We start from the raw sequence: 13,322 nt of genomic DNA, 5'->3' as shown, positions 1-13,322 counted from the left end.
TTTACTTTTCGCGTTTTGAAGCAGGTATGAGCACGCCCCGCAGGCAGTCCCCGGCACCGACGGAAGTCCCCTCGCGCAATTCGGGAACGGCGCACGACAAATCCGCTTCTTCCGGCACCGCGCGCGCCGCGGCCGCAGTCGAGGCTGCCGTTGACGCCGCGGTCGAGGCCACCGTCGAGCTGCTCTACCGTGCGCCGCTCTGGCTGCCGAACCGGCACGCGCAGACTATCGTCCCGTCATTGTTCGCACGCCGCCCCGCGGTCTCGTTTCGACGCGAGCGCTGGGACACGCCCGACGGCGACTTCATCGATCTCGACTGGGTGGAGCACGACGCGCAGGCCCGATCAGCGCTCGCGCCCGGTGCTGCGCGTCGGGTTCCCGCCGACACCGCCCCGCTCTTCGTGCTGTTTCACGGTCTGGAAGGCAGTTCGGGTTCGCACTACGCCGCCTCGTTGATGGCGGCCGCGCGCGAGTGCGGCTGGCACGGCGTCGTGCCGCACTTTCGCAGTTGCAGCGGACCGCTGAACCGGATGCCGCGCTTCTACCATCTCGCCGACAGCAACGAAGTCGACTGGATTCTGCGGCGTTTGCGCGCCGCGCATCGCGGGCCGGTCGTTGCGGCCGGCGTGTCGCTTGGCGGCAATGTGCTGCTGCGCTGGCTCGGTGAGCGGCGCGAAGACGCGGCGTCGGTGATCTCGGCCGCGGCGGCGATTTCGACGCCCATCGACGTGCATGCCGGCGGCCGCGCGTTGTCACAGGGCTTCGGTCTCGTCTACACGCGCAGCTTCCTGAAAACGCTCAAGCAGAAGGCCGAGCAGAAGCTGATCCAGTTTCCGGGCCTGTTCGACCGTGACGCGATGCTGGCGAGCCGCACCATGTACGAGTTCGACAACGTGGTGACCGCGCCGCTGCACGGCTTTCGCAATACCGATGAGTACTGGAGCACGGCGACCACGCGCCCGTTGCTGCCGCATATTCAGGTGCCGACGCTGGTGCTGAACGCGCGCAACGACCCGTTCCTGCCGGCTGAAGCATTGCCGTCGCGGCATGAAGTGTCGGCGGCGGTGGAACTCGACCAACCCAGGCACGGCGGCCACGCCGGCTTTATGACCGGGCCGTTCCCGGGCCGCATCGACTGGCTGTCGCGGCGCGTGTTCGGCTATCTGGAGCGGCACCTCGATCATGGATGACATCGTCAAGCAGGCCTTGGCCAAGTGGCCAAACGTACCGAGTTGCACCGGGTGGCTGATGCTGGATAGGCGCGGCAACTGGCGCATGCGCGACGAGGCCGCCCAGGCAAGCGGAACGCCCGGCACGCCGATTCGCCACGAAGCGTTGCTCGGGTTCATCAACCGGAATTACGACGCCGACGAGCAAGGGCAGTGGTTCTTCCAGAATGGCCCGCAGCGCGTGTATGTCGAACTGGGCTATACGCCGTGGGTGGTGAGGTTGTCGGCCGATGCCGGCGGCGCGCTCGCATTGCAGGATCAGGCCGGCGGCGCTTTCGAGCCCGCAGCCGTGTTCGTGGATGAAGAAGGCGGGATTCTGTTCACCGACGGCTCAGCGCCACCGAAAGTCGCGGTCTTGCACGATCATGATCTAGAGGTGTTCTCCGATCATGCAACGTTGGCGGACGACTCGATGAGCGGCGAGTTTCGCTGGAACAATCAGGTCGTGTTGCCGTTGCAGGCTGTAAGGCGGGGCGATGTTGCCGGGCACTTCGGGTTCGTGCCGAGTCCGGCCGCCTCAGCCGCTTAAGCACCCTACCGGCTCGCGCCGCAGCTGATTCCTGCGAGCGAGGCCGGATCAACGCGGCGAAGCTCAAGCGAGACCTAACTCTTTTCGTCCAGCCGCTCCTCCTTATAGCGGCTTTCCATCTCATGCAGTCGCGCGTCGACGGTTGCGAGGTCGTAGTAGCCAATCGCCTTCAGATCGCGCGCGTCCTTCAGTTGGCGGATCGCCGAAGGCCACGCGCCTTCGAGCGCGAACTTCTCAGCCATCGCGCGATGCCGCGTCAACGCATCGCCCGTGCCGGCACTGGCCTGCGCGAGATACAGCCACCAGGCAGGCTGATCGGGCTGGGCCCGCGTCTCTCTCTGCGCGAGCGCCTGGGCATCGGCAAAGCGGTGCAACGTCAGCAAGGTGCGGATATGCATGTCGATCGCGGCGTTCGACTGCGGCCAGCGTTTCTGCGCGAACTCGGCCAGACGAGCGGCCTCGTCGTCGCGCCCGGCACGCCGCGCGATGTCGGCGGCCAACACGTCGAGGCTCGGCGAACTCCGCGCAACTCCGCCCTCGGCCCGCTCGCCTGCCGCGAACGTGGCGCGACATGATGCCAAGGACGCCAGCGCGTCGTCGTAACGCTCGAGCAGCATCTGCCCATACGCAATGCCATACCAGTTCGCCGCCACGTTGACCGCCGTGCGGTCCTCGATCTCGGAGCGCAAGCGCGAAATCTCATCCCCGTACTCGCTGCGCGACTGGTCTTGCAGCAAACGCGAGCGAGCGCGCACAAAACCGTACTCGGCCGATTGATGCGGTTGCCGGTAAGGCGCGCGGCGCGCACGGTCTTCCATGTCGGCGATCCGTTCGCCGGTCAGCGGATGAGTCCGCGCATAGGCCGGCACGCCGGTGTCGCTCATTGCGGCGCGATCGAGGCGGCCGAAGAAGGTCGTCATCGCGTAGGGATCGTAGCCGGCGCCGGCGAGCAGCAGAAAACCCACGCGATCCGCCTCGTGTTCGGCGGAACGCGAGAAACGCAACTGGTTGTCGACCGCATACGCCTGGCCGCCGATCGCGATCGCGCTGCCCAGATCGCCACTATGCGCGAGCACGCCGGCGAGCACGCCGAACAAGAGGCCGGCGAGCGCCGCGTAGGTGCTGCGTTCGCCGGCCGTGATCATGCGCGAAATATGGCGCTGCAAGACGTGTCCCATTTCGTGGCCCAACACCGACGCGAGTTCGGATTCGGTCTGCGTCGCCACAATGAGGCCGGTGTTCACGCCGATAAAGCCGCCCGGCAGCGAGAAGGCGTTGATCTGCGTGTCGCGCACCGCGAACAGATCGAAGTCCGGACGATACCCGCCGATGTAGAGCGCGCTCGCCGCCGCGGCAAGTTTCGCGGCGACTGAGTTCAGGTAGTCGCGCACCAGCCAGTCGTCGAGATAGTCGGGGTCGCGGCGCAGTTCACGCATCACGCGCTCGCCGAGCTTGCGTTCAGCCTGCGGCGTGAGCGAGCCTGAACCACCGTTGCCGAGATCGGGCAATTGCTGCGTGACGATCGGCGCCCGCCAACTGGTGTTCGCACCGGAATTGCCGGACAAGCGGCTCTGCGCCCCGCCGTACACGCCGAACACGCCTTGCGCGATATCGGACGGAATGAGCGGATCGCCGTAGACATCGGCCGGGCCGCTGACCAGCGGCGGCTCGGCGGATAGCGTGCTGGGCGCCAAGCCCGACACACCCCGCGATTGCGCAAACGCGCCCGGCGCCGTCGCCAGCGCGACAGACAGCAACGCAGCAAGGAACCGTTTCGGACGCATCACGAGGTCGATATGACGAGGTCGAAAAACGAAGCCGCCGCTCGGACTAAGTTAGCGGGCATAGAACGATTGTAATCAGTCGCCACGCGAGTTCGGGTGATTCACGTCATGGTGACTCGCGTGGGCCTGGCGCTCGCAACCGCTCGCTGCGCGGCATAATCCACATGAGTGTCGCCGATGACGCCCTTGCGCATCGGCCCGCACAAACGCGCTGCTGCCGCCGCCGGGCTGCGCCGCTGCTATGATAGGCGCCCTCTGAAGGAGCCCAACCATGCCTGAACTCACTCATTTCGACGCCGCCGGCCACGCGCATATGGTGGACGTCGGCGGCAAGCACGAGACCAAGCGCATTGCGGTTGCGCGCGGCTCGATTCGCATGCTGCCGGAGACGTTCGCCCTGATTCGCGACGGCAACGCCAAGAAAGGCGACGTGATCGGTATCGCGCGAATCGCCGCGATTCAAGGTTCGAAGCGCACCGCCGATCTGATCCCGCTCTGTCATCCGCTCGCGCTGACGCGCGTGAAGGTGGATTTCGAACTCGATGAAACGCTGCCGGGCGTGCATTGCACGGTTCAGGTCGAAACGCTTGGGCGAACCGGCGTAGAGATGGAAGCGCTGACCGCCGTGCAGGTCGGGCTGCTGACGGTGTACGACATGTGCAAGGCGGTGGATCGGGGGATGACGATTACTGACGTGAAAGTGCTGGAGAAGCACGGCGGGAAGTCGGGGGATTGGGTGGCGGGGAGTTAACGGGTATTGTCGGCGCGTGGTCGATTCGGGAGTGAGGCGAAGCAACAGCGTATTCTGAAGATGCACCGGATTGTACGTGTGCAATCGGACCCAATCTTCATTGAGCGACCATTGCAGCGTCGAACGCTACCTGATCGCGCCTCCGGTCCGAATCGGCTACACCGGCGAAGGCGCGCCCCTGAAAATAGAGCACTCAATATTTAGGAATATCCATAAACCGCTGAAAGCTTTTCTCGTAGCAAGCGGCGATTGCTTCTAGAGTTGCAGACGCAATACGGAGATTCTTTCTCGCAGGACGGGTTGATGGCGACCACATTTCGTCATGTTTTATATACACAGCCGCAAGTCCCAGTTTGTCGTCATCGCAATTGGCGCGAAGCCGGCCAAAACATCGGTCAATCAGATTAGCGGGTAACAGATCGACTGAAGTCTCCCATGGGTCTTCTACGGTGCCAGCATCGGCATCGATCACTCTCGCAACTAGAATTTTGCGCCAGTTATCTTCGGGGCTGGCGTCGGATGTTATAAGGTGAACGACTGCGGAATAAGGGAATCCGTGAGACAGCAACGCCTTGGCTTGAGAAAAACCATATTCATTTGGGGACTTTCCTTGCTTAGCAAATTTGGCACGAACAGCCTTCAGTTCAATTGCCAAGGTTTCGGACACAACCAGTTCATCATTCTCGTAAGGGACGACTAGTAAATCTATGTCGCCCGGAAAGGACATCGCTGGGAGAACACTGTTTGAGCGAACAAACCTACTGACCATCACACCGCCGTCTCGCCCTATCGAATCATAGAAGTTCGGCACTATCCCTCTGTAGCAAGCCCCAAAGAGACGGCGATTGCAGACAAGGCGAGCACCCAAAGCGATTTCGTCGTCTTTTTCGACCAATCGTTTAGGCAACACAATCGCCACTTCCCCGTCGCGAATTCGACGCGGTCGATTCTTTAAGGAAATTCGTAGGCTGTCCATTTGGTTTTGCGAAGTGCGGCCGATAACAAGTATCCGAGAAAATATCCGTCTCCGTAGACCTCTCAGAGAAAGGAAGCCGCGAACCGGCCCGAGCGACGACGTTCGCAGTGATCAGAAGTCACTTTGACGGATCGACGGTTCCTTGCTTCCCAGTGTAGGGATTCACACTCCCTTTCGACGACCAATTGTCGTACTTTGTCCCGTTCGGGTTGGTTTGGTGATGTCCGGCAACGTAAGTGCCATTGCTACGTATGTATCCGCGAACGTAGTGTTCTCCGCCGCTACTTGAATGGTAACTACTGTGCCCGCCACCCAAGCCGCTGCCTCGTGCAAACGCAGTGGTGGAGATCAGGTATAAACAACAAACGGCCATGGATTTTATTTTCATGGTGGGTGCCCGAAGCTGGTTCGAATTGCAGTCAGGTTTCGTTCTGACTGTTATTGACGCCATGCAATTTCATAACCTCTTCTTCATCCACCCTGCTAAAACCAGCAGTGAAAATGCCACATGCGATGCAAATCATTTTTTACCCAATCATTGAATGCAAGGCGCATATCGTTGAAAGAGCAATCTGCTACCACTGATTTGTCAGTTAAAATCAGCTGATCAATCGAGCGGGTTTCGAACATGACGGTTTCTTGCCCTAGCTTCAAAGACGCGTTTCAGAAGAACATGGCAACACTGAACCTGCCCGCTCCCGACAGTCTGTTCTCGACGTACACCACAGCAATGACTAACTTGTCGGCGATGCTGAATGCACTGGCCAAACTTGGTCCTGGTGCAACGGCTGCGGAAATGATTGGTGCAACGACAGGACTGGAAATTGTCGCCGCAATAGCCGGGATCACGGCAGCGGCTTATACAGGTGCGGTGATTGGCAGCCTGATCGTTGCCGCAAACTCATCATCGGTCTGCGCAACAAGCGCCCAAGTCTCACCGACCGTAAGTCGATGGGCGGGTAGCAACGGCATGCGCATTTCCCCAGTTATGCTGACATTCTTGCAACGCCACCCAGAAGTCATGATCGCCGGTTCTCCGGCGCGGATGAGCTACGCTTTCCGCAATCGCGTGACAACACCGCAGCAAAAGGCGGCGACAGTATGAACTGGATTCTCGACCGCATAGCATTGCTGCTGGCTGCTGTCGCCTGTGCACTCGGTGCATGGACGTTCTACCGGTACACCGGAGAATGGTCGGGTGCGATCATCATGACGGTGGTGATTATCGGGCTGTTTGTCGAGAACCATCGTCTTCGCAAGCTACTGACGGAACATGGCATTGAATCTCGCCCGCGTCGGCGTCGGAACACGTAACAAGGCCGTCACGCGAGGCGACGACTGAGGATTCAGACATGTGCGAGCCGGTGGATCGCGGGATGACGATCACTGACGTGCGCGCGCTGGAGAAGCATGGCGGGAAGTCGGGGGATTGGGTGGCGGGATGATGACGTGCGCGTCATCGCCCCGCTCGACCTCTAATGCTGTGAAGCATTGAAGCTTTGAAACGAACGCAGTGGCTCAATCCTCGTCGCTATCGTCGTCTTCATTCACGTCGCCCGGGGGCATACCGTAGCGCTTGACCAGTTCCGCCTTGAAACCAGTCAGCGTTTTCTGCTCGTCGCAGAGCTGGTAGAGATAGCCCAGTTGCGACGGCCAGTCCTTCAGTTCCATCGCAAAGATCTTCAGGCGTTCGACGGTGTCGAACGCTGCCGCCTGATCGCCGCTTAACGCCTGCAGCACCGCATAGCGGCGCAACACCGTTTCGCCCGGTAGCAGCGCGATCGCCTGCCTATGCATGGCGAGCTTGTGTTGCAAATCCATCGAATTCATCGGCAAAAGCGTCGCCATGCCATAGCCGCCCCATGCCTGGAACAGGAACGACGGGTCGGCTCGATACTGGTCGGCGGGACGCGAGCCGTAGTACAGCACCTCGGCGCGCGCGTAATCGCGATACACCGGATACAGCGCCGCCAGTCCGCCAAACACCACCACGGCAAACGCGCCGAACGACACGCGTGCCGGCACGAGGCGCAGCGACCGGGTTTCCAGCAGGCCAAACACGAACATGGCCGGCAACAGGAAGAACATGTATTGCTGCGGATATTCGACCAGCGCGTGCATGACCAGCACACCGATCAGCGCAATGCCAAACACGCGCGCTGAGCTTTGCGGAGCGCGCACCACCCGCACGAGCCATGTGATCAGACCGGACAGCACGATTGCCAGACCGATCAGGCCGGTTTTCGCGAGCAGGTCGATGAAGATGTCGTGTGAATTGTTGGCGATCTCGACAGCGCCCAGCGATTTCACGAACTCATACTGGTAGCTCGGAAATTCACCCCAGCCGACACCCAGCAACGGATGCGTCTTGAACATCGTCCAGCCGTACTTCCACAACGCGAGACGCGGCGCGATCTGGCCGGCGTCCTTGAAGCGTTCTGCCGCGGACTGCCCAAGCTCCAGGTGATAGCGAACGTTGGCCCAGCGAATCAGCGCATTGACCACGAAAAACAGCACGGCCAGCGCGATCGGAATGATCCACTCGCGATTGCTGCGGCGCAGTTGCAGCTGATTGCGGGTCTGCGCGAACGCCATCCAGAAACCCGCCACCACGATCACGCCCATCTGCAGCCACGGACCCCGCGAGACTGTCAGGGCAAGGCCAACCGCGAAAATCGTCGACACGAGAAACCAGATGCTGACGGCAATTCGCCGCGTCTGCACGAGGAACAACGCGCCCGCCATCGCAAATGCGATATAGGTGGCGAGGTGATTGGCCTGAGCCATATTGCCGAACGGCCGGCGCTCGACCGTCACGTTATAGGCAACGACGAGCGGCGAGACGCGCGTTTCGAGGTGAAACAGCTGGATGACCTGGCAGAACACCGCAAACAGCCCGCCGACGATCAACGCGCCGGCTGCCCAGCGCAGCGCGGTCTCGTTGAGCTTGACCCGCGTGAACCCATAACCGGCATGCGTCGCCATGAAGGCCGCCAGCAGATAGCCGCCGCCGAGCCAGTTCATCGACGGCTGCGAGACCGGCAACAGCACCGATTGCGCCACTAGCAACAGCCCGAACAGCAACGGCACCAGCGCGACTACCGGCGACGCGAACGTCACGCGCGGCCTCGCGCTCGCGATCAGCAGCACGACACCCGCGCCGGTCAGCAGATACAACGCGAGTGCGGTGAATTCAGCGTAAAAGGTCGGAATCGGATACGTATGGTTGACAACTGCATAAGGCAGCACCAACGCGAGAGCCAACAGAATGAAAGACAGGTAGCGCGCGAAAGGGGTGGGCATCGAGTAACCGGTGGGCGTCAGCAACCGGCGCACTATACAAAAAAATTCTCCTGCTGTGCGCCGGCCGGGCTGAAATATCCCGGAAATCAGCCTTTTACGCGCGAGCGAATACGATTTGGCTCGCGCTGCCCATCATCTCGCCGTCACTCAAGAACGGCACTCCGGCGGGGCGAGATTCGACGCCAGGCTCGGCGCATCGGTGGGTGCCGGTCCGCCACCCGGCGCCGGCAGTGAGGATACCGTTTTACCGCCCGCGAAACATTCCCACGTGAGCGCTCCCGCCTGCACCGCGCCCTTGCTCAGCGCCACACGCGCAGTCGGCGCGTCCGCATTGTCAGGAACCGACGGCACGAGCGTGAGCGTGTTCGAACCCGCGGGCGCAACTCGCGTCGTGAAGGCGACGGTAATCTGGCCGGTGTCGTCGTCGACTCGGATCGACTCGACATTGCGAGTGGCAGGCGGCGAGGCGTAACCGCCACTGAACGCATTGCCGCTCGCAGCGTTTTCAGCCACGGCCAGCCGCGCGGACGCCGCCAGCGAAAGCCCTTCGCCGACGCGGCTGCGCGCCAGATAGTCCTGATACGCGGGAATCGCATAGGCGGCGATCACGCCGACGATTGCCAGCACGATCATCAGTTCGATCAGCGTGAAGCCGGAACCGAGGCGTCGGCAGGCACGCGCCAGCCGCGCAGGCCAGCCCGCCCGGCCGAATCGCGCGCGCGAGGACAGCAAGGACTGGGAGTAAGGGGAATACGGCAAAGTAACGATCATCGGCAGGCTCCTGAAACGAAAAACGCCTGCTCCGCGGATTGGGAACAGGCGTTTCAATCGTAGCCAGCAGCGCTCTCGTCACACAGTCAGCCGAACGGCTAACGTTGCGGCGTGGTTCGGTTCAGCTTCGCAGCGGCGCATGAGACGCGCTCGCATCGGCGCCGAAGGCTCACGCCGCTGCGCGATTGGCATTGCGACGCTTGAGCAGATAACCGAGGATCACCACGAACAACGCACCCGCGATGCTCATGCCGTATTCGGCCCACGGCGTATCGAGGATCGGCCAACGGTCGCCAGCCGGGTCGTTGACGATCAGGCCGCCCGCAATCCAACCCAGCAACGCGGCGCCGAGTGTGATGACGATCGGGAAGCGATCGAGCAGTTTGAGAACCAGCTGACTGCCCCACACGATCAACGGAATGCTCACCACGAGGCCGAAAATCACCAGCGCGAGACGGTGTTCGGGATCAGCGGACTCGGCCGCGCCCGCAATCGCGATCACGTTGTCGAGGCTCATCACCGCGTCCGCGACAATGATGGTCTTGATCGCCGACATCAGCTTGTCAGCCGGTTTGACGTTCTCATGCGCGTCGTGCGCCGGCGCCATCAGGCGCACACCGATCCACAGCAGCAACAGGCCGCCGGCGAACTTCAGCAACGGCACATCGAGCAGCACGACTGCGAACGCGATCAACGCCACACGCAGCACGATAGCGCCCGCCGTCCCCCACAACACGCCCTTCGTGCGCTGCGACGGCGGCAAATTACGGCAGGCCAGCGCGATCACGACGGCATTATCGCCACCCAGCAGGATGTCGATGACGATGATCTGAATGACAGCGCCCCAATGGAGCGTGGCGAAGAACTCGAGCATGGTTGAAAGAATAAGAAAAAGTCCGGCGCGCGGCCAATAAAAAAGCGGAGGAGTCTACACTCCCCCGCTTTTTGAACCGCACGCTCACGAAAGGGTTTCGTAAGCGTATCAAAAAACACGCCGTGACTGCGCGTGAATTTCGACTTACAGCATTGCCTTCAGAAGACGCGCCATTTCCGACGGGTTCTTCGTGACCTTGATGCCGCACGCGTCCATGATTTCCAGCTTCGCTTCGGCCGTATCCGCACCGCCCGAGATCAGCGCGCCAGCGTGGCCCATGCGCTTGCCCGGAGGCGCCGTGACACCAGCGATGAAGCCGACCACCGGCTTCTTCATGTTGTCCTTGATCCACTCAGCAGCATTGGCTTCGTCCGGACCACCGATCTCGCCGATCATGATGACGGCGTCCGTTTCCGGATCGTCGTTGAACATCTTCATCACGTCGATGTGCTTCAGACCGTTGATCGGGTCGCCGCCGATACCGACTGCCGACGATTGGCCGAGGCCGATCGCCGTCAATTGGCCGACTGCTTCGTACGTCAGCGTGCCCGAACGCGACACGACGCCGATGCGGCCCTTGCGGTGGATGTGACCCGGCATGATGCCGATCTTCAGTTCGTCAGGCGTGATCGTGCCCGGGCAGTTCGGACCGAGCAGCAGCGTCTTGCGGTTTTCAGCGCGCATACGAGCCTTCAGCTCGATCATGTCACGCACAGGAATGCCTTCCGTGATACAGATCGCCAGATCCAGATCAGCTTCGACCGCTTCCCAGATCGCGGCAGCAGCGCCTGCCGGCGGAACGTAAATCACCGACACGGTTGCGCCCGTTTCAGCCTTGGCTTCAGCGACGCTAGCGTAGATAGGAATGCCTTCGAAGTCTTCGCCTGCGCGCTTCGGGTTCACGCCTGCAACGTACGCTTCGCGGCCGTTTGCATATTCACGGCAAGCACGCGTGTGGAACTGGCCGGTCTTGCCGGTGATGCCCTGCGTGATGACCTTGGTGTCTTTGTTAATCAGAATCGACATGTATTGACCTCTGTTCGTTTGGCGTCGCGCCATTGCGCCGCGCGGCAAGGCATTCTTCGCCCGCGCCGCTCATGCGCCATTCACGCGCCGCCATTCGTAATCCTGGTAAACGCGCTCGGGACGAGGCTTACGCCTTGCCCGCAGCGGCCGCGACGACCTTCTGAGCCGCTTCTTCCATGCTGTCTGCCGCAATGATCGGCAGGCCGGATTCAGCGAGCATCTTCTTGCCGAGGTCTTCGTTCGTGCCCTTCATGCGGACCACGAGCGGCACCTTCAGCGAGACGGCCTTCGACGCCGCGATCACGCCTTCCGCGATCACGTCGCAGCGCATGATGCCGCCGAAAATGTTGACCAGAATCGCGGTCAGGTTCGGGTTCTTCAGCATGATCTTGAACGCTTCCGTGACCTTCTCGGTCGTGGCGCCACCGCCCACGTCCAGGAAGTTCGCCGGTTCGCCGCCGAACAGCTTGATGGTGTCCATCGTTGCCATTGCGAGGCCGGCGCCGTTCACGAGGCAGCCAATGTTGCCGTCGAGCGAGATGTACGCGAGGTCGAACTTCGACGCTTCGACTTCAGCCGGATCTTCTTCGTCCAGATCGCGATACGCGACGATTTCCGGGTGACGGAACAGTGCGTTCGAATCGAAGTTGAACTTGGCGTCCAACGCGATGACCTTGCCGTCGCCGGTCAGGATCAGCGGGTTGATTTCCGCGAGCGATGCGTCGGTTTCCCAGAATGCCTTGTACAGGCCCTGCAGGATCGCGCGCGCTTGCGGCAGCGAAGCGGCGGGCACGCCGATTTTCGTGGCCAGTTCGTCGGCTTCAGCGTCTTTCAGACCGGTTGCCGGGTCGACAGCGATCTTGTGGATCAGCTCAGGCGTCTTTTCCGCGACTTCTTCGACGTCCATGCCGCCTTCGCTCGATGCCATCACGACGATCTTCTGCGACACGCGATCGATCACGAGGCCGACATACAGTTCCTTCTTGATGTCAGCGCCTTCTTCGATCAGCAGGCGATTCACCTTCTGGCCTTCCGGGCCGGTCTGGTGCGTGACGAGCTGCATGCCGAGGATCTGTTCCGAGTACTCGCGAACCTGATCCAGCGACTTGGCGACCTTCACGCCGCCGCCCTTGCCACGGCCACCCGCGTGGATCTGAGCCTTCACGACCCATACCGGGCCGCCGAGCTCTTCCGCGGCCTTGACCGCATCATCCACCGAGAAGACCGGCTTGCCGCGCGGTACCGCGACGCCGAATTTCCGCAGGATTTCCTTACCCTGGTACTCGTGAATCTTCATGCGTGATTCCCTTCAGTCTGAGAGTTGGATTGAACTTCGTTTCCGCTGCCGTCGTTCATGCCGGACGCGTTGCCGCCTTCGCCTGCCTGGCGGACTGCCCCGTCGCCTGACGATGCCGCGCGATCCGCTGTATACGGAGCGCGGCCATACCAGCGCGGATAAAACTGCTGCACCGCCTCGCCGTCGAAACGCAGCGCGTGGCAGCGTCCCAGCTGGAATGGCGGTTTGTCGTTGGAATGCTCGCCTGTGCTGTTAGACGATTCGCCCCCTGAACCCGCATTCGCGCCCGGCGTGCTGTCACCGGTGTTCCACACGTCGCCGGCGAATGCCTGAATCGCGGCGGTCGGCAGGATCGCGCACAACTCGGTGAGATGCGTGCAACCCACCGTGCCGCCGAGCAAACGGGCAGATTCACGACGGAAGTTTTGGCGGAGATTGAGCCCGATGAGGGCACGGTAGGCGGGATTGCTGGCTTGGCACAACCCTGGATAGGGCACCCAGTCGGACGACGCCTCGGCGTCGACGACATTGAGCTTGCGATCGATGGTGATGCGAAGCCAGAGTTCATGGATCGGCTGACCATTGGGCCGGACGCCCGACGCAAGCACCACATCACGCGGTTTTTCGTCGGTCAAGCACGCTTCCACATCCCACAGGCCATCGGCTCGCTCGTAGGCTTCCGCTCTGATTGCGCGACGATGGCGCAACTGACGGGACACTGGCGGGGAGAGCGGCATGCGGGAAGGAAAGGCCGGATTGGAAAACCCATGAATTTTAGCATA

The 13,322-nt window shown here is 61.6% G+C and carries 14 protein-coding genes and 1 pseudogene; 7 read left to right on the top strand and 8 right to left on the bottom strand.

Annotated elements, in window-relative coordinates; translation table 11 throughout:
- Nucleotides 1-26: 26 nt before the first annotated feature.
- Both BLW71_RS19720 and BLW71_RS19715 read left to right on the top strand, forming a co-directional pair.
- On the top strand, nt 27-1,190 hold the full coding sequence (locus BLW71_RS19720) for a YheT family hydrolase (RefSeq protein WP_091801035.1): 1,164 nt from the start codon (nt 27-29) through the stop codon (nt 1,188-1,190).
- The gene (locus BLW71_RS19715; RefSeq protein ID WP_091799367.1) at nt 1,183-1,758 is read left to right on the top strand and encodes a DUF2946 family protein; all 576 of its coding nucleotides are present in this window, start codon (nt 1,183-1,185) and stop codon (nt 1,756-1,758) included. Before BLW71_RS19720 ends, BLW71_RS19715 begins: the two co-directional genes overlap by 8 nt.
- Nucleotides 1,759-1,832: 74 nt before the next feature.
- Here BLW71_RS19715 and BLW71_RS19710 read toward each other — a convergent pair whose 3' ends face one another.
- Nucleotides 1,833-3,542, bottom strand: coding sequence for a M48 family metalloprotease (locus BLW71_RS19710; RefSeq protein WP_091799364.1), 1,710 nt, complete (start codon nt 3,540-3,542; stop codon nt 1,833-1,835).
- 271 nt (nt 3,543-3,813) lie between these two features.
- On the opposite strand from BLW71_RS19710, the gene moaC (BLW71_RS19705) reads away from it, so the two are divergent.
- Nucleotides 3,814-4,293 carry a cyclic pyranopterin monophosphate synthase MoaC gene (gene moaC / locus BLW71_RS19705; protein WP_091799361.1) on the top strand — a complete coding sequence of 160 codons (480 nt, stop codon included), beginning with the start codon at nt 3,814-3,816 and terminating at the stop codon, nt 4,291-4,293.
- A 193-nt stretch (nt 4,294-4,486) separates the two neighbouring features.
- On the opposite strand, the gene BLW71_RS41030 is transcribed toward moaC (BLW71_RS19705), so the two are convergent.
- A complete protein-coding gene (locus BLW71_RS41030; protein ID WP_143048379.1) occupies nt 4,487-5,269 on the bottom strand; it encodes a hypothetical protein in 783 nt (260 codons plus the stop codon).
- Between the two features lie 371 nt (nt 5,270-5,640).
- On the opposite strand from BLW71_RS41030, the gene BLW71_RS41710 reads away from it, so the two are divergent.
- The 4 genes and pseudogenes from BLW71_RS41710 to moaC (BLW71_RS42320) form a co-directional block, all read left to right on the top strand.
- Nucleotides 5,641-5,811 (top strand): hypothetical protein, encoded by a 171-nt coding sequence (locus tag BLW71_RS41710; RefSeq protein ID WP_177205070.1) that lies wholly within the window; start codon nt 5,641-5,643, stop codon nt 5,809-5,811.
- Between the two features lie 131 nt (nt 5,812-5,942).
- Nucleotides 5,943-6,374 (top strand): hypothetical protein, encoded by a 432-nt coding sequence (locus BLW71_RS19695; RefSeq protein ID WP_143048378.1) that lies wholly within the window; start codon nt 5,943-5,945, stop codon nt 6,372-6,374.
- Nucleotides 6,371-6,583, top strand: coding sequence for a hypothetical protein (locus tag BLW71_RS19690; protein WP_091799351.1), 213 nt, complete (start codon nt 6,371-6,373; stop codon nt 6,581-6,583). The genes BLW71_RS19695 and BLW71_RS19690 overlap by 4 nt, the downstream gene beginning before the upstream one ends.
- A 35-nt stretch (nt 6,584-6,618) precedes the next feature.
- A pseudogene (gene moaC / locus BLW71_RS42320) lies at nt 6,619-6,714 on the top strand (cyclic pyranopterin monophosphate synthase MoaC); the annotation flags it as partial.
- Between the two features lie 73 nt (nt 6,715-6,787).
- Here moaC (BLW71_RS42320) and BLW71_RS19685 read toward each other — a convergent pair.
- The 6 genes from BLW71_RS19685 to BLW71_RS19660 form a co-directional block, all read right to left on the bottom strand.
- Nucleotides 6,788-8,572, bottom strand: coding sequence for a PglL family O-oligosaccharyltransferase (locus BLW71_RS19685; RefSeq protein WP_091801032.1), 1,785 nt, complete (start codon nt 8,570-8,572; stop codon nt 6,788-6,790).
- Nucleotides 8,573-8,719: 147 nt separating this feature from the next.
- On the bottom strand, nt 8,720-9,343 hold the full coding sequence (locus BLW71_RS19680) for a pilin (protein ID WP_091799348.1): 624 nt from the start codon (nt 9,341-9,343) through the stop codon (nt 8,720-8,722).
- 169 nt (nt 9,344-9,512) lie between these two features.
- Complete coding sequence (locus tag BLW71_RS19675; RefSeq protein WP_091799345.1) at nt 9,513-10,217, bottom strand: TerC family protein; 705 nt, start codon at nt 10,215-10,217, stop codon at nt 9,513-9,515.
- Between the two features lie 144 nt (nt 10,218-10,361).
- Entirely contained in the window at nt 10,362-11,243 is an 882-nt protein-coding gene (gene sucD / locus BLW71_RS19670; protein WP_091799342.1) for a succinate--CoA ligase subunit alpha, read from the bottom strand.
- Between the two features lie 127 nt (nt 11,244-11,370).
- Nucleotides 11,371-12,540 carry an ADP-forming succinate--CoA ligase subunit beta gene (sucC, locus tag BLW71_RS19665; protein WP_012434252.1) on the bottom strand — a complete coding sequence of 390 codons (1,170 nt, stop codon included), beginning with the start codon at nt 12,538-12,540 and terminating at the stop codon, nt 11,371-11,373.
- The gene (locus BLW71_RS19660; RefSeq protein ID WP_091799338.1) at nt 12,537-13,277 is read right to left on the bottom strand and encodes a DUF2889 domain-containing protein; all 741 of its coding nucleotides are present in this window, start codon (nt 13,275-13,277) and stop codon (nt 12,537-12,539) included. Before BLW71_RS19660 ends, sucC begins: the two co-directional genes overlap by 4 nt.
- Nucleotides 13,278-13,322: the final 45 nt, after the last annotated feature.

Source organism: Burkholderia sp. WP9 (assembly GCF_900104795.1).
GTDB lineage: Bacteria > Pseudomonadota > Gammaproteobacteria > Burkholderiales > Burkholderiaceae > Paraburkholderia.
Note: the sequence above shows the minus strand (reverse complement) of the source record. Positions and strands in the feature narration are given on the sequence as shown.